General features: G+C 33.4%; 16 protein-coding genes, 1 tRNA gene and 2 riboswitches. Of the genes, 16 read left to right on the forward strand and 1 reads right to left on the reverse strand.

What is annotated here, in order from left to right; translation table 11 throughout:
- The first annotated feature begins 35 nt into the window (after nucleotides 1–35).
- The 16 genes from yedF to HSACCH_RS07900 all read left to right on the forward strand — a co-directional run bounded on the left by yedF (nucleotide 36) and on the right by HSACCH_RS07900 (nucleotide 15,918).
- Nucleotides 36–617 carry a sulfurtransferase-like selenium metabolism protein YedF gene (yedF, locus tag HSACCH_RS07820; RefSeq protein WP_005489026.1) on the forward strand — a complete coding sequence of 194 codons (582 nt, stop codon included), beginning with the start codon at nucleotides 36–38 and terminating at the stop codon, nucleotides 615–617.
- A 66-nt stretch (nucleotides 618–683) separates the two neighbouring features.
- On the forward strand, nucleotides 684–1,724 hold the full coding sequence (selD, locus tag HSACCH_RS07825; protein WP_005489028.1) for a selenide, water dikinase SelD: 1,041 nt from the start codon (nucleotides 684–686) through the stop codon (nucleotides 1,722–1,724).
- Nucleotides 1,725–1,844: 120 nt separating this feature from the next.
- Nucleotides 1,845–1,951, forward strand: a riboswitch (glycine riboswitch).
- Nucleotides 1,952–1,954: 3 nt separating this feature from the next.
- Nucleotides 1,955–2,034, forward strand: a riboswitch (glycine riboswitch).
- A 61-nt stretch (nucleotides 2,035–2,095) separates the two neighbouring features.
- Nucleotides 2,096–2,461 carry a GrdX family protein gene (locus HSACCH_RS07830; RefSeq protein ID WP_005489031.1) on the forward strand — a complete coding sequence of 122 codons (366 nt, stop codon included), beginning with the start codon at nucleotides 2,096–2,098 and terminating at the stop codon, nucleotides 2,459–2,461.
- A gap of 26 nt (nucleotides 2,462–2,487) precedes the next feature.
- Nucleotides 2,488–2,805 carry a thioredoxin TrxA gene (gene trxA, locus HSACCH_RS07835; RefSeq protein WP_005489032.1) on the forward strand — a complete coding sequence of 106 codons (318 nt, stop codon included), beginning with the start codon at nucleotides 2,488–2,490 and terminating at the stop codon, nucleotides 2,803–2,805.
- A gap of 21 nt (nucleotides 2,806–2,826) precedes the next feature.
- The gene (locus HSACCH_RS07840; protein ID WP_005489034.1) at nucleotides 2,827–4,113 is read left to right on the forward strand and encodes a glycine/sarcosine/betaine reductase component B subunit; all 1,287 of its coding nucleotides are present in this window, start codon (nucleotides 2,827–2,829) and stop codon (nucleotides 4,111–4,113) included.
- A 51-nt stretch (nucleotides 4,114–4,164) separates the two neighbouring features.
- Complete coding sequence (gene grdA, locus HSACCH_RS07850) at nucleotides 4,165–4,635, forward strand: glycine/sarcosine/betaine reductase complex selenoprotein A (RefSeq protein WP_005489035.1); 471 nt, start codon at nucleotides 4,165–4,167, stop codon at nucleotides 4,633–4,635.
- Between the two features lie 38 nt (nucleotides 4,636–4,673).
- Nucleotides 4,674–5,999 carry a glycine reductase complex selenoprotein B gene (grdB, locus tag HSACCH_RS07855; RefSeq protein WP_005489038.1) on the forward strand — a complete coding sequence of 442 codons (1,326 nt, stop codon included), beginning with the start codon at nucleotides 4,674–4,676 and terminating at the stop codon, nucleotides 5,997–5,999.
- Between the two features lie 86 nt (nucleotides 6,000–6,085).
- A complete protein-coding gene (gene trxB, locus HSACCH_RS07865; RefSeq protein ID WP_005489042.1) occupies nucleotides 6,086–7,291 on the forward strand; it encodes a thioredoxin-disulfide reductase in 1,206 nt (401 codons plus the stop codon).
- A gap of 32 nt (nucleotides 7,292–7,323) precedes the next feature.
- Nucleotides 7,324–8,865, forward strand: coding sequence for a glycine/sarcosine/betaine reductase complex component C subunit beta (gene grdC / locus HSACCH_RS07870; protein ID WP_005489043.1), 1,542 nt, complete (start codon nucleotides 7,324–7,326; stop codon nucleotides 8,863–8,865).
- Nucleotides 8,866–8,875: 10 nt separating this feature from the next.
- Nucleotides 8,876–10,015: a glycine/sarcosine/betaine reductase complex component C subunit alpha gene (gene grdD, locus HSACCH_RS07875; RefSeq protein WP_005489044.1), complete on the forward strand. Its 1,140-nt coding sequence runs from the start codon at nucleotides 8,876–8,878 to the stop codon at nucleotides 10,013–10,015.
- Between the two features lie 156 nt (nucleotides 10,016–10,171).
- Entirely contained in the window at nucleotides 10,172–11,074 is a 903-nt protein-coding gene (locus HSACCH_RS07880) for a DMT family transporter (protein WP_040477248.1), read from the forward strand.
- Nucleotides 11,075–11,127: 53 nt separating this feature from the next.
- A tRNA-Sec gene (locus tag HSACCH_RS13870) sits at nucleotides 11,128–11,226 on the forward strand.
- A 110-nt stretch (nucleotides 11,227–11,336) separates the two neighbouring features.
- Nucleotides 11,337–12,752: an L-seryl-tRNA(Sec) selenium transferase gene (gene selA / locus HSACCH_RS07885; protein WP_005489047.1), complete on the forward strand. Its 1,416-nt coding sequence runs from the start codon at nucleotides 11,337–11,339 to the stop codon at nucleotides 12,750–12,752.
- Nucleotides 12,752–14,677: a selenocysteine-specific translation elongation factor gene (selB, locus tag HSACCH_RS07890; protein ID WP_005489048.1), complete on the forward strand. Its 1,926-nt coding sequence runs from the start codon at nucleotides 12,752–12,754 to the stop codon at nucleotides 14,675–14,677. Before selA ends, selB begins: the two co-directional genes overlap by 1 nt.
- An 82-nt stretch (nucleotides 14,678–14,759) precedes the next feature.
- A complete protein-coding gene (locus HSACCH_RS07895; RefSeq protein ID WP_005489049.1) occupies nucleotides 14,760–15,350 on the forward strand; it encodes a DUF3841 domain-containing protein in 591 nt (196 codons plus the stop codon).
- Nucleotides 15,334–15,918 carry a DUF3841 domain-containing protein gene (locus HSACCH_RS07900; RefSeq protein ID WP_040477250.1) on the forward strand — a complete coding sequence of 195 codons (585 nt, stop codon included), beginning with the start codon at nucleotides 15,334–15,336 and terminating at the stop codon, nucleotides 15,916–15,918. The genes HSACCH_RS07895 and HSACCH_RS07900 overlap by 17 nt, the downstream gene beginning before the upstream one ends.
- Here HSACCH_RS07900 and HSACCH_RS07905 read toward each other — a convergent pair.
- Nucleotides 15,913–16,374: a PTS sugar transporter subunit IIA gene (locus tag HSACCH_RS07905; RefSeq protein ID WP_005489051.1), complete on the reverse strand. Its 462-nt coding sequence runs from the start codon at nucleotides 16,372–16,374 to the stop codon at nucleotides 15,913–15,915. The genes HSACCH_RS07900 and HSACCH_RS07905 overlap by 6 nt on opposite strands.
- Between the last annotated feature and the right edge of the window lie 127 nt (nucleotides 16,375–16,501).

Raw genomic sequence — 16,501 nt, forward strand, 5'->3', positions numbered from 1 at the left:
GATTGTAATTAATTTAAAAATTGGAGGAATTGATAATGAAAGAAATTGATGCTAAAGGTTTAGCCTGTCCCAAACCAGTTGTACTTGCTAAAAAGGCTATAACTTCTAATCAAGAAGTGCTAATAATTGTTGATAATCAGACTGCTGCTTCCAACTTAACTAAATTAGGCAAGAAAATGGGAGCAGAAGTTTCAGTTGTCGAAGAATCTGAAACTGAATTTAGAGTCATGTTTAAAAAAACTAAAAGTACTGACAGCGAAAACGCTGACTCAGAATCAGAAACTAGTGGAGCTAAAATTTATTTAATTCCATCAGATACTATGGGAGATGGAGAGCGCGAATTGGGGCAAATCTTAATTAAAGGTTTTATTTCTACTATCAAAGAATTAGACCCCCTACCTGAAAAAATTATTTTCCTTAATTCTGGAGTTAAATTAGCGACAAAAGAAGATATTATTTTTTATTTAAAAGAACTTGAAGAGCAGGGAGTTGAAATTCTTCTTTGCGGAACCTGTGTTGATTATTATGAACTACAGGAAGAAGTGGGAGTAGGAGATATAAGTAATATGTTTGAAATTGCTGATAATTTGAACCGCGGAGATGTTGTTACAATTTAAGCTTGGACAAGGTTTAATTTTTTTGAGATAAATTATTAGATTTACAATTAGAAAGTTGGTGTTAAAATGGAAAAAATAAAATTAACTGATTACAGTAAAACTTCTGGTTGAGCAGCTAAGATGGGCCCTAGGGCTCTGGCGCAGGTTCTGCGTCACGTTGATTTTCCTGCTGATCCGGAAAAATTACTGATTGGTTTAGATAAAGCAGATGATGCGGCTGTTTATAGTTTAACTGATGATATTGCTTTGATTCAGACTCTTGATTTTTTCACACCAGTTGTAGACGACCCTTATTTATTTGGTCAGATTGCTGCTGCAAATGCTTTAAGTGATGTATATGCGATGGGGGGTCAGCCCATTTTAGCAATGAATATTGTAGGTTTTCCTTCCTGTTTAGAGGGAGAAATTCTTTCGCGTATTCTGCAGGGTGGTGCTGATAAGGTAAAAGAAGCAGGAGCCAATTTATGTGGTGGTCACACTGTAGTAGATGAAGAACCTAAATATGGGCTTTCTGTAACAGGAATAGTTCACCCAGATGATTTGCTCAGTAACTCTGGCATTAAAGAAGGGGACCTTATTCTCTTAACGAAACCACTGGGAACAGGTGTTATGATTTCTGCACTTAAAGGTGGCTTTATAGAAGATGCTGAAAATAATCCAGCAGTAAAGTCGATGTTAACTTTAAATAACAGAGCTTTAAACTATTTTGATCATTATCAGATCAATGCCTGTACAGATGTAACCGGTTTTGGCTTGATTGGACATTTACTTGAAATGTCTGAAAACAGCAGTTTAGAAATTCAAATTGATGCTGAAGAAATCCCTGTTTTTGCAGATGCAAGAGAATTTAGTGAATTTGGCCTGCTGCCAGCTGGTGCTTATAAGAATAGAGATAATTATCAGGAATTTGTAGCTGAAAGTGGTGAAAGAGATCAGACACTTTATGATTTAATGTATGATCCCCAGACTTCAGGTGGGCTTTTAATTTCAGTGGCGGAAGAGGATGCTGCCGATTTACTAATTGATCTTTATACTGAAGATATTGAAGCTGCTGTGATTGCAAAAGCTAAAAAAGGTGAAAAAGGTATTAAAATAAATTGGAACTAATAAAAACTTAATATTATAAAAATTTCTGAAAAATAAATTGACAAAACAATTTTCTTTCGGTATAATAATAGTTGCAATTGATTGTGAAAAAAATAATTTTATGAAAATAGAATATTATGGTTGAAGGATACAGGAGAGAGCATAATATTATGCCACCGAAGGAGTAAAATTTTTATTTGCTCAAAATAGAAATTGAAACTCTCAGGTAAAAGGACCGTATCTGGACATAACTCTGGAAAGTTTGTTATTTCAAAAACACCGACGGAGCAGTCTGTTTTATACAGATAATCTCTCAGGTTTACGGACAGAGCAGTAATGGGTTGATTACTCCATTGCTGCTCTGTTTTTTTTGTTCCCAAAAGGAGGAGTTTATGAAAGATCAAGTTATTATTACCAATAATCCCAGGGTAAAAAAAGAATTTCAAGATTTAAAAATTGATTTTGTAAATAATCTCTCTGATGTTTATAGTAAAAGTAGGAATTTAGTACATCAAAATTGGAAATTAGTATCTCATCCACTGGCAGGGAGTGTTAAACCGGCTCAGAATCCCTACCGGAGTATTATTTTAGCTCCGTCAAATAAATTAGATTTTTATAGTTTAAATACTATAGAAAATGCTATTCAAAAATTAAATCAGTTCAGTAAAAATCATAAAAAGAGGGAATATTCGCAAAAAATAAAAGATGATTATCAGGTCATTGATCTGACATTAATAAACTCTGCCCTGAAGAATTAAATTTAAAATTAGAAAGGAGGTAAATTATGTTAGAATTAACAAAAGATAATTTTGAAAAAGAAGTAACAAAAAGTGAGGGTCTTGTTGTTGTTGATTTCTGGAGTGAAAGCTGTGATCGCTGTTTAGAAATTATGCCTGATGTTAAAGAGTTAGCTGAAAATTATTCAGATAGTGCTAAATTTGCTAAGTTAGATATTAAGGGGAATAGAAGGCTTGCTATTGGTCAAAAAGTACTTGGCTTACCTTCAATAGTATTTTATAAAGACGGCGAGAAAGTTGAACATCTTTCTGGTGAAGATTTAGAAATTGAAGATATTGAAAATACTTTGAATGAAATGATTTAATCAGTAAAAGGAGGTGAAATAATGCAATTAGAATTAGGTAAAATCAAAATTGAAGATATTCAATTTGCTGCTGAAACTAAAGTTTCTGACTCCACACTTTATATTAATCAAGAGGAACTTTTGGAAATTATAGGTGAAGACAGCAGAATAACTAATATTAATTTAGATATAGTTCACCCGGGTGATAGTGTAAGAATTATCCCTGTAAAAGATGTTATTGAGCCAAGAGTTAAAGTTGAAGGACCAGGTGGCGTATTCCCTGGCTTTATCAGCAGTGAAGAAATGGTTGGCTCAGGTCGTACCCATGTGCTTAAGGGTGCTGCAGTTGTAACAACAGGTGAAATTGTTGGGTTTCAGGAAGGTATTATTGATATGACTGGTCCAGGATCAGAGTACACTCCGTTTTCTAAATTTCATAATCTAGTTGTTGATTGTGATGTAAAAGAAGATATTAAACAGCATGAACACGAAGAAATTCTAAGAATGGTTGGACTTAAAACTGCCAGTTATTTAGGAAAAGCTGCTAAGGATATTGAACCTGATGAGTTAGAAACTTATGAACATAAACCATTTTTAGAAGCTGCTGCTGAATATCCAGATCTTCCTAAAGTAGGCTATGTGTATATGCTTCAGAGTCAGGGTTTACTGCATGATACCTATGTTTATGGTGTTGATGCAAAAGAAATAATTCCAACGTTAATGTCTCCAACAGAAATAATGGATGGTGCGATATTGAGTGGTAACTGTGTATCTGCTTGTGATAAAAATGCAACTTATGTACATCAAAATAATCCTGTAATTGAGGAACTCTATAAGTATCATGGAGAAAAATATAATTTTATGGGAGTTATTATCACAAATGAAAATGTTACCCTGGCAGATAAAGAAAGATCATCAAATTTCACTGCAAAATTAGCAGAAATGTTGAGTTTAGATGCCGCAGTTGTTTCTGAAGAAGGTTTTGGAAATCCTGATGCAGATTTGATTATGAACAGTAAAAAGCTGGCTGCAAAAGGTATTGAAACTGTACTTTTAACTGATGAATATGCAGGACGGGATGGAGCTTCTCAGTCACTTGCAGATGCAGATCCTTCGGCAGATGCTGTTGTAACTGCAGGAAATGCAAATGAAGTAATAACTCTGCCTCCAATGGAAAAAGTTATTGGGCATCAGAATTTTGCAGATGTAATTGCTGGGGGGTTTGATGGAAGCCTTGAAGATGATGGTTCTATTTCAGTTGAGATTCAGGCTATTACTGGTTCAACAAATGAATTAGGATTTCATAATTTAACAGCTAAAACTTATTAAAAAAATTAAAATAATGATAATATTCTTAAAAAAATATGGAGGTGTAAGATAATGCTTAAAGGGAAAAAAATTGCCATTTTAGGCGATAGAGATGGAATTCCAGGACCAGCGATTGAAGAATGTATTGAGACAACTGGTGCTGAAGTGGTTTTTACGACAACTGAGTGTTTTGTCTGAACAAGCGCAGGAGCTATGGACTTAGAAAATCAGCAGAGAATAAAAGATCTTGCTGAAAAAGAAGGTGCGGAAAATCTCGTTGTTATCTTAGGTGGTGCAGAAGCAGAAGCTTCTGGATTAGCTTGTGAAACAGTAACAAATGGAGATCCAACTTTCGCAGGACCATTAGCAGGAGTTCCGTTGGGACTCGCGTGTTATCATATAGTTGAAGAAGAAATAAAGAGTGAAGTTGACGCAGAAGTATACGAAGATCAGATTAGTATGATGGAAATGGTAATAGATGTTGATGCTATTACAGAAGAAGTAAAAACTTATAGAGACAAGTATTCAAAATATAAACTTTAAGGATTTAAAATAAACAACCCTTAAGAAAGGGGGCAGACATGAGTAATAAACTTAAAATTGTTCATTATTTAAATCAGTTTTTTGGACAGATTGGGGGAGAAGACAAAGCAGATATTCCACCACGTATAGAAGAAGGATCTATAGGTCCCGGAACTGCTTTAAATAATTCCTTAGGTGAAGATGCAGAAATTGTGAATACAATTATTTGTGGTGACACATTTTTTAATGAAAATCTTGAAGAAAGCAAAAGTGAAATAAAAGAAATGTTAGAAGAAATAAAACCGGATTTATTAATCGCAGGACCTGCCTTTAATGCAGGTAGATATGGTGTAGCCTGTGGAACAGTTGCTGAGATTGCTAAAACTGAATTAGGGATAGATGTAGTTTCTGGTATTTATCCAGAAAATCCTGGTTATGAAATGTTTAAACAGTATGCATATTTTGTTGAAACTCCTGATTCTGCAGCGGGAATGAGATCTGCACTTCCTGACATGATAAAAATTGTTAAGAGCTATATTGAAAAAAATGGTGAATTAGGCAGTCCTGAAGAAGAGGGATATATGTCTCGAGGAGTCAGAAAAAATATTTTTGCTGAAGAAAGAGGAGCAGCTAGAGCTATTAAAATGCTTGTAAAAAAACTGGATGGGAAAGAATTTGAAACTGAATATCCAATGCCTGTTTTTGACAGAGTAGATCCAGTTGATCCAATTAGTAACATGACTGAGACCAAGGTTGCTCTTGTTACTTCAGGAGGTATTGTTCCTAAAGGAAATCCAGATCATATTGAATCTTCCAGTGCTTCAAAATATGGAGAGTACAGCTTGGAAGGTGTAATGGATCTTGATGAAGCTAGCTATGAAACTGCTCATGGTGGATATGATCCAGTATGTGCAAATAAAGATTCCGATCGTGTTCTTCCTGTAGATGTTATAAGAGATCTTGAAAAAGAAGGAGTAATTGGTGAACTTCACAATAAATTTTATACAACAGTAGGTAATGGTACATCTGTTGCAAATGCAAAAGCATATGCACAGGAGATCGCGGAAAATTTACTTGCTGATGGGGTTCAGGCAGTTATATTAACTTCTACTTGAGGTACCTGTACACGTTGCGGTGCAACAATGGTGAAAGAAATTGAAAGATCTGGTATTCCAGTTGTTCATGTGGCAACAGTAGTTCCAATTTCAATGACAGTAGGAGCAAATCGAATTGTTCCAGCTATTGCCATTCCATATCCTCTAGGGGATCCTGATTTAGGCAAAAAAGAAGAAAAAAAATTAAGAAGAGATATTGTGGAAAAAGCATTAGATGCTCTGCAGACTGATATTGATGAGCAGACAGTTTTTTCTGTTAATGAAGAATAGCTAAATAATATAAAGATGATACAGGCATAGCTCTATGCCTGTATCTTTTAATTCTAATAAATAAAAATATCCATAGGAGGAAAAATATGAGTCAAGAATATGATCTGATTGTACTTGGTGGTGGACCAGCTGGAATGGCCTCAGCAATTTATGGTTCTCGTTCCAGACTAAACACCTTAGTTTTAGAAGCCAAGAGAAAAACTGGCGGTCAGCCAAGTACTTATCATGATATGGAAAATTATCCTGGAGTACCAGAAACCACTGCTTCTGAATTGATGGAAAACTTCCGCAGTCATGCCGAAAAATTTGGTACTGAATTTAAGCGGGGGGAAGTTAAATCTCTAGAAGTTAATGGTTTCGAAAAAGTAGTAAAATGTAAAAAGGGCGAAGAGTACAAAACAAAAAGTGTTGTAATTGCTACAGGTGCTGAACCCAGAAAGTTAGGAATTAAAGGTGAAGAAGAATTTAAAGGTAAGGGAGTATCTTACTGTGCAACCTGTGATGCAGATCTTTTTACAGATTTAGATATAGTTGTAGTTGGTAATGGAAACTCAGCTGTTGAAGAATCAATTTATCTGAGTAAATTTGTCAACAAGATTACAATGATAGTCATTCATGATGAAGGTGTAATGGATGCTGAAAAGATTCTGCAGGAAAAAGCAATGGAAAATGAAAAAATTGATTTTGTCTGGAATTCTGTTCTAGAAGAAATCAAGGGGGATGGACTGGTAGAAAAGGCTGTTGTTAAAAATATTAAAAATGGTGAAAAATCTGAGCTTGACTGTTCAGGCGTCTTCTTTTTTGTAGGAAGAGTTCCCAGCACTGACTTTTTAGAAGGTGTTGTTGATTTAACAGAGCATGGTTATGTTGAAACAACAAAACAGATGGAAACAAACCAACCGGGAGTTTATGCAGTTGGTGATGTGAGAAATAAAGTTGTACGTCAGGTAATAACAGCAGCTGGTGATGGAGCGACTGCAGCTGTAATGGCTCAGGGCTATATTGAAGAAGAAGAATACTGGCAGAATCATGTTGTTGAGGCTGATAAACCAGCTTTAGTAGCTTTCTGGAGTGTTACCGATCAAGAAAGCATGGATCTGGTGAGTCAATTAGAAAATATGGAACTTGAAGACAAGGGCTATAAGTTCTTAAAGATTGATACTTATAAAAATAGACTTATTTCTGGTCGATATGATATTGAAGAAATACCAACAATATTAAAACTTGAAGATGGTAAAGTTGCTGAAAAGCTAGTTGCGCCAACTGAAAAAGAATTAAAGAATATATTTTAAAGAGTATTTCTAAATTTTGTGGAGGTGGGAAAATGGATTTTCCAGTAATTAAAGGTTCAGGTTATGTTTTAGTACATACACCAAACATCTTAAAGGAGGGCGGCTCTACCCAGACAACAACCAGAGCTAAAAATCCTGATGATGAGTATTTAAAGAAGTTGGATGACTATCTAAGAACTTTTGCAGAAGTGGTTTCTTATGCGCCTAATCAGGCTTATATAGGTAATATTTTACCTGATGAGCTAAAAGATATTGAAACACCCTGGTATGAAAAAGAAAACTTTGTTGAAAGCGGCAGGTATGGCGATTTTGGTGAAATAATGCCCGAAGATGAGTTTTATGCTTTAATCAAACATGTTGACGTTTTTGATTTAGTAAAGTTAAGCACAGACTTTATTGCAGAGATTGAGCCTAAGCTTGCAGAACACCCTATTTTAAAAGAAATGGAGATTGAACTGGGTGAAGGCGAAGATGTCTCTGAGTTAGAAGCTCTATTAGAAAATCATGCAGAACCACTTTATTTAGATAATAAATTGGTTGGCTGTGTAAAAAGAGCTCATGAAAGTGATGTCAACCTTAATGCACATACTATTTTAGAGAACTTAGTCGCTAAAGCATCTGCAGTTTTATCAGTGAAAAATCTAGCTGCAAAAAACGATATTGACTTAAATGATGTTGATTATGTACTTGAATGTTCTGAAGAGGCATGTGGAGATATTAATCAGCGTGGTGGAGGCAACTTTGCTAAAGCTATAGCAGAAATGGCAGGCTGTGAAAATGCTAATGGTTCAGATGTTAGAAGTTTCTGTGCAGCACCTGCTCATGCTGTTGTTAATGCGGCTGCTTTAGTTCAGTCAGGAATTTATGATAATGTTGTAGTTGCAGCCGGTGGATCTGTAGCAAAACTAGGGATGAACGGTAAAGATCACATCAAAAAAGAGATGCCTGTTTTAGAAGATACTCTAGGTGGATTTGCAATCTTAATCTCTAAAAATGATGGAGCCAGTCCAGTTATTAGAACTGATATTATCGGTCGTCATAAAGTTGGAACAGGATCTTCACCACAGGCCGTAATTAGTTCTTTGGTAACTGATCCTTTAGATGAAAATGATTTAAATATTAAAGATATCGATAAATATTCTGTAGAAATGCAGAATCCAGAAGTTACAAAACCTGCTGGTGCAGGAGATGTTCCAGAATCTAATTACAAAATGATTGCTGCTTTAGGAGTTAAACGCGGTGATTTAGAAAGAAAAGAACTGATGAGCTTTGTTAAAGAACACGGAATGCCAGGATTTGCGCCAACTCAGGGCCATATCCCCTCAGGAGTTCCATTCGTTGGACCAGCAGCCAAAATGATGAAGGCTGGCCAGATTGAAAAAGCAATGATTATTGGTAAAGGAAGTCTTTTCTTAGGTAGAATGACTAACCAGTTTGATGGAGTTTCTTTTGTAATTGAAAAGAATTCGGGAGCAAAAAAGGAAGAAAACAGTGTAAGTGATAAAGAAATCAAAAATATGATCGCCGGTGCTATGCGCCAGATGGCAGATAATCTTCTCGGCGAAACCGAGTGAGGTGGATAAAATGACAGAAAATGTAAAGAAAAGAGTTGCCGGAGTGTTTAATGAGGTTGCAGCAGCTATTGAATCAGGTGAGTTTGGTGATAAAAAGAAAATTGGCCTGACTTTACTTGATAGTGAACATGGAGTTGATGAACTAAAAAAGGCTGCAGAAATCGCTGAAAATAATTATAATGATTTAGAGGTAGACTTAATTGGCTGTGAGGAAGAAAAATGCAGCTGTCTGGCAGATGCACATTCTATAATGGATCAAAAATTAGATAATAATGAGCTGGATGCTGCAGTTACCTTGCATTATAGTTTTCCTTTAGGTGTATCAACAGTAGGTAGAGTTGTAACTCCTGGTCAGGGAAAAGAGATGTTGATTGCTACTACTACAGGAACTACTGATACAAATCGAGTTCCCTCAATGCTTAAAAATACTATTTATGGGATAGCAGCTGCAAAATCTTTAGGGATTGAAAAACCAACAGTAGGGATTTTAAATGTAGAAGGAGCAAGACTTGTAGAAAAAAATCTGCAGAAGTTAAAAGAAAATGGTTATGAGTTTGAATTTGCAACTTCTGTAAGAGCAGATGGTGGTTCTGTGATGAGAGGAAATGATCTGCTTTTAGGAGTACCCGATGTAATGGTAACCGATACTCTAACCGGGAATATGCTGATGAAAGTATTTTCTGCCTTTAATACAGGTGGACAGTACGAAGCAGTTGGTTATGGTTATGGTCCTGGAGTTGGAGACAATTTTGATAAATTAATCGGAATTATCTCACGTGCTTCTGGAGCCCCAGTAATTGCTAATGCGATTAAATTTATGGCAGAAGTAAGTAAGGGTAATTTATTAGAGATTACTAAAGCTGAGCTTAAAGCAGCTAATAATGCTGGTTTAAAAGATATAATATCTGAACTTAAGAGCAGCAGTTCAGCGGCAGAAGCTGAAGCAGTAAAAGAACCAAGCAAAAAAGTAACTGATGAAGAGATATCAGGTATTGATATTCTAGAAATAGAGGCTGCCAAAGAAAGTCTCTGGAAAAAAGATATATATGCAGAAACAGGAATGGGATGTACAGGACCAGTAATCTTAATTGCTGAAGCAGATGAAGAAAAAGCAAGAGCAGAGCTAAAAAAGGCAGGTTTTATTGAGTAAATCATTCTTAAAAAGTGATTTTGCTAAGTTTTATTAATAATTATTAATAAAACTGAATATAAAAGAGCCTATTCCCCAAAATGATGGGATAGGCTCTTAATAATATTTATCAGCCATTGTAGATCAATTCAAACTATAATTAGAAGTGTGATAAAAATGTTTATTTGGAATCTATGTGCTTTTATGGGGACTTCAATATTTGCCTTAAACTTTATTTCTATGAAAATATTAACTAAGTTTCTGCCTACAATGTTAATTGTCTTTTTGAGATTTGGCTTAGCTGGAATATTTCTATTTTTATTTCTCATCATTAAAAAGAAGAATGTTCTTGTTAATAATAAACCAGATTTATTAAAGTTGTTTATTTCTGCTTTATTTGGCATGAGTCTTTATTATTATTTTTTTACCAGCTCTCTGCAGTATATTTCTCCAGCTTTAGCTTCTTTAATTTGTTCAATAATTCCTATTTTAACCTTATTATTTGATTGTATTATTAATAAAACAAAAGCTAAAAAAATAACTGTATTTTTATTTTTACTTTCAATTTTTGGAGTTTGTTTAGTTATAGATGTAAAAGGGGTTATTAATATTTTTGCTACTGCTAAAGGTTTTCTATTGATGCTTTTAGGAGTGATCTCTTGGATAATCTATACTATAAAAGTAGAATATTTGTTAGAAAAATATAATGGCATTTTAGTTTTGGCTTATCAGTGTATTTTTGGTTCCTTAATAACGGCTGTTTTTGCTTTTAAAGATATGAGTGATTTAATAGTTGTTTTAAATTCTAACGATTTTATTTTAATAATTTCAAATATAATATTTGTAAGTCTAATTGCAACAGCTTTGGGCTATTTACTGTATAATTTGAGCATAAAAAATTTGGGAGTTGCTTTACCTTCATTGTATATGAATACAATGCCGATAATAACTCTTGTTGCTTCATATTTTTTATTGAATTCAACTATTACTTATAAAAAAACAATTGGAATTATGATAGTAATTATTTCAGCGATGATTGTTACAGTTAAAGAAAATAGCAGCCTTAATTTTACAAAATAAAGCTTGTAAAATAAATAACATAATGCTATAATTATATTGATCATAAGATATATGGGAGTGTTTATGTTCAAGGTGAACATCCTGGACTTCAAATCCAGCGGCAGGCAGGCGGACCTGTCTGCGGTGGGTTCGATTCCCACACATTCCCGCCATATAAATATTTAAATTTTTAGGCATCTATTTAGATTATATAATCTTGGTAGGTGTATTTTTTTTAATCATTTTTAAGTGATAAGGCTATTAATCTTAGGGGGAAGAATCCATGGGGAAACAAGAACTATTAAAGTCAATACCTGCTGTAAATGATATATTAGCTGAAAAAAAATCAGAAAAAATAAAGAATGAATATTCTAGAAATGATTTATTAGAAGGAATAAGATATGTAACTGATAAATTGCGGAGTAAAATTTTAGCTGATGATTTTTCGCAGACTAATTTTGACCAGGATTTATTAAAAACAGATAATATTTTAGATTCGGTAAATAATTATTTAAAAAATATCTACCAGCCTGAAATGTCATCGGCTATCAATGCTACAGGTGTTGTTATACATACCAATCTTGGTCGATCACTGCTTGCTGACAGTGCGGCAGAAGCTGTTAATAATGTGGCCAAACATTATTCAACTTTAGAAATTGATAAAGATAGTGGTGAACGGGGTGACCGCTATTCTTCAGTTCAAAATATAATTAAAAAACTAACTGGAGCCGAAGCTGCTCTGGTAGTAAATAATAACGCAGCAGCAGTTACATTAGTTTTAGCTGCAATAGCTGAAGATAAAGAGGTTGTAATTTCTCGCGGCGAACTTGTTGAAATTGGAGGTTCATTTAGAGTTCCAGAGGTTATGGAACAAAGTGGAGCAAAATTAGTAGAAGTTGGTTCAACCAATAAAGTTTATCTAAAAGATTATTTGAATGCAGTTACTGAAGAAACAGGAGCTTTTTTAAAAGTTCATACCAGCAATTATAGAATTAAAGGCTTTACAGCGACTGTTGATGCAGAAGAGCTGGTTAATGATGCTCATCAAAGAGATATTCCAGTTATAGAAGATTTAGGCAGTGGTATAATTTTCGATCTACAGTCTTATGGGCTTCCGTATGAACCTACAGTTAAAGAAAGTATAGATGCAGGTATTGATTTAGTAACCTTTAGTGGAGATAAATTGCTTGGTGGACCTCAGGCTGGAATAATTGTCGGCAAGAAAAAATATATTGAAAAATTAGAATACCATCCTTTATTAAGAGCTTTGAGAGTTGATAAGTTTACTCTAGCAGCACTGGAAGCTACGCTTAAACTTTATCGTAACTTTGATGAAGCTGTAGATAAAATACCAACTCTTAAAATGCTGACAGAAACAGATCTAAAAGTTAAAAAGAGGGCTGAAAAACTTCTTTCTTACATAGATAAAAATGATAAGTTTATTCTTGAAATTGAAAAAGATACAGCTCGAATAGGTGGGGGTAGTTATCCTCTAACTGAAATAAAAACTTATGTTTTGACAATTGAATCGAAATTAATTTCTTCAGAAAAAATGGCTTATAAATTGAGACAGACTGAGATGCCTATTTTTAGTAGAATTAAAAATCAGAAATTAATAATTGATCTTAAAACTGTACAGGAAAGTGAAATCGAACTATTAGCTGGAGAGATCAATCAGGTGCTGAGGGAGGAACTTTGATGAGCGAAAAAAATATTATTATTGGCACAGCAGGTCACATTGACCATGGGAAAACAACTTTAATTAAGGCCCTTACCGGTGCAGATACAGATCGATTAAAACAGGAAAAAGAACGTGGAATTTCAATTGAGCTTGGTTTTACTTCTTTTGAACTTTCAAATCAGAATCAGGTAGGTATTATTGATGTACCAGGACATGAAAAATTTATAAAAAATATGCTGGCGGGAGCGGCTGGTGTTGATTTGGCACTTTTAGTTGTTGCTGCAGATGAAGGTATGATGCCTCAATCTAAAGAACATCTTGCAATTCTTGATTTGCTTGATGTAAAACATGGTGTTGTGGCTTTAACTAAAACTGATAAGGTAGATGAGGAATGGAAAAAACTTGTTATCGAAGATACACGTGAAAAACTAGCAGGTTCATTTTTAGAAGATGCAGCAATTATTCCTGTTTCTGCAGTAGAAAAAAAAGGAATAGCTGATTTAAAGACTGAAATTAACAATATAGTTGATAAAATTAGTGGTAAAGAAACTGAAAGTAATACCTACTTTCCAATTGATAGAGTTTTTACTCTTAAGGGATTTGGAACAATAGTAACCGGAACTCTTTTTCGAGGAGTCATCGAGGTTGAGGACGAACTTGAGCTTTATCCAGAGTCTAAAAAATTACGGGTTAGAAGTTTACAGGTTCATAACAATCAGGTTCAGAAAGTATATCCTGGTCAGAGAGTAGGTATTAATCTTTCGGGTATTGATAAAGACGAGCTGCAGAGAGGTGATGTTCTGGCCAAAGTTGATTCTCTATTTAAAACAAAATATTTTGAGGCAAATTTAAAGATGTTAAAAGATTTAAGCTTTGTTTTAAAAAATGGTGATCAAATTAGATTTCATATCGGATCTAAAGAAATTATTGGTAGGGTTTATCTTTATGATAAAAAAGAGCTTTTTCCTGGGGAAGAAGCTTATGTGCAGTTTAGCTTAGAAGAAGAGATTGCGGCTTATTTAGGTGAGAAATTTGTTATTAGGCGATATTCTCCAATGAATTTAATAGGTGGCGGGAAAGTTATAATTGTTGATCCACCTCCAAGAAAAAGAAATGAGAATCAGGTAATTGAGCTGCTTAAAAAAATAGAAAATGGTGATTGGAAAAAAAGAATAGAAATATTTATTAATTCTAAAAAATTTGAATCTGCTTCTATAAAATATTTACTTAAAAAATCATCACTGCAGGAAGATGAATTAATTAATATTTTGCAAGATCTAAAAGAAGATAAAAAAATCCTTCGTTTAAAAAAGGGTAATAATAGTTTGTGGATTCATATAGATAAATTTAAAGAAGTAAAAGAACAAATAATTGACTGTATAGCTTCTTATCATCAGAATAATCACCTGGAAACAGGGATTAGTAAAGAAGAATTAAGATCAAAAATTAAATTTAATTTTGACAATCAGGAATTTAATACAATAATTAAAATTTTAACAGACAAAAATTTAATCAAAGAGAAAGAAAATGCTGTAGCTCTTTTTGATTTTACAATTTCTTTTACTGAAAAAGAAAAAGAAATAAAAAATAAAATTATTGATGAATTCCTAAATGATTTATATTATCCGCCAGCTTTATCAGAACTTAAAGATAAATTAAAGATAGCTAAGCAGGAAGAAAAAAAATTTAATTCAATAATTAATTATTTGATTTCTGAGCAGACTATAATCAGATTAAACAATGAAATACTTATTCATAAGGATGCTGTAGAAAGATCCCGAAAATTATTAGAAGACTATTTAAATAAAAATTATGAGATTGAACTTGGAGAATTTAGAGATTTAATTGAAAGCAGCAGAAAATATGCCCTGGCACTACTAAAGAAATTTGAAAAGGACAGATTAGTTAAAAAGAATGGAGATAAAAGAGTACTATATAATTAAGATTATCCAAAAATGGACTCGGGGTGATAGAGTGAAAGTCTGCTCGCAAACCTCGTGGGCTTGCACCGAGGAGGGTCAAATTATGGATAAAGTTCTTCATAATAATAGTGATTCTAAAGTTAAAGTTTGGACCAGACAACATAAAAATGTACTAAAAACACTTAAAGAAAAAGGAGTTTATCGAGTCAAGGAAAGATATATCAGAAAAAAACTTGATGATTGTGCCGATATTTATCTTGATGTCTATAGATGGCTGAGAAATGAAGCCGCTAAAAGAATGGAAATTTCAGAAGAATTGAAATATCCTATTTGGCTTAGCGTAGAGGAAGAACTTAAACTTCCCGAAGCTGAGGGAATGGTCTTTTTTGAACTTGAGATCCCAAGAGATCAAATAATGATCTTTGATATGATGAAATGGGATTATATTGTTAATTATCTCTATCTACCAAAAAATAGAGAGGACAGAAAAAGATTTAAGCAAAAACTTGAAAAGTATAATATTAATGTTGAATCTGATATTTATCTTCAGGATTTTTATCCAAGGTTGAAAAGAGAAATGACTTCAAGTTGGAAAAGACTATTTGACCCAGAGATTGAGCTTTCAGATCAGAAAGTTGCAGTAAGTTGGGAACTGAAAGAGGAGTGGGTGGTTGATTATGAGTACAAAAATTGAGATTTGGACTCAGCAGAGTAAAAAAGTCAAAGATTTACTTGTTAAGCAGCAGCGGTTGACAGTAAAAAAAAGTTATATTGAACAAAAATATGGTTCAGAAGCTAAAATATTCTTAACGGCATATAATTTTTTTGTTAAAGAAGCTAAAAAAATAGTTGAAAAACCTAAAGATGCTGAATATCCATTTTGGGCTGCAGCTGATCCCCAGACTGCCTTAAGTGGCGGTAAGGGAGTTTTGATCAAACTGAAAGTTCCGCAAAATAAAGTTGTTTTTTTTGATAAAAAGAAGTGGAATAAAATCTTAAATCTTAGTTACATTGCTGATGACCAGGAAGATTTAAAAAAACATAAAGAAACTTTGGAAAAGTATGGGATTAATGATGATTCAGAGATTATTCTTTCACCACATTATCCAGTTTTAAAAAATAAAATTAAAAAAAGCTGGAAAAAGCTTTTCGAAGGCAAAAATGATGGTTTTAATTCTGAGAAAAAAGGGGCAGCAATTTGGGAACTTCGATCTGAATGGGTCAAAGAGTTTGTTGAAAGTAATTTAAATAATTTTTTATAAACTTTCTTCTTTTTTTCGAAAAAGTTCAAAGAATTCAGATTTATTTTCTGCAGAAAGTAGATCTTCTCTAAATTCATTGTCTCTCAACCAGCTTACAAGTTTAGATACTAGCTTTAAATATTCAGGCGAATATCCTTGGTAATCTGCTACCATGAATATTAAATTAACTTTTCTACCATCCATGCTGTGATATTCAATACCTTTATTTAATCTAACAATGGCTAAAGATAATTCATTTACTGTTTCACTTTTACCATGAGGAACTGCAATTCCTCTTCCAAAACCAGTACTTCCTTCTCTTTCCCGTTCAATAATTTTTGCTAAAAATTTATCTTCTGATTTAATTTTATCTTCTTTTTTTAATAGGTGAACAATTTTGCTTAAAGCATCAGTTTTGTTATCGATATTTAAATCAAGATCAATTAAATTTTTATCTATCATTTCAGTTATTTTCATATTTTACCTCCATTCGTATTATAAAAATTATATAATAATTGTTCTACTTAAGTCAATTAATAAAAAACCCCCTTTCTGGTTGGAACAGATTTTATTATATTATCTGTTGACCATAAGGGGGGTTATA

Source organism: Halanaerobium saccharolyticum subsp. saccharolyticum DSM 6643 (genome assembly GCF_000350165.1).
Taxonomy (GTDB): domain Bacteria; phylum Bacillota; class Halanaerobiia; order Halanaerobiales; family Halanaerobiaceae; genus Halanaerobium; species Halanaerobium saccharolyticum.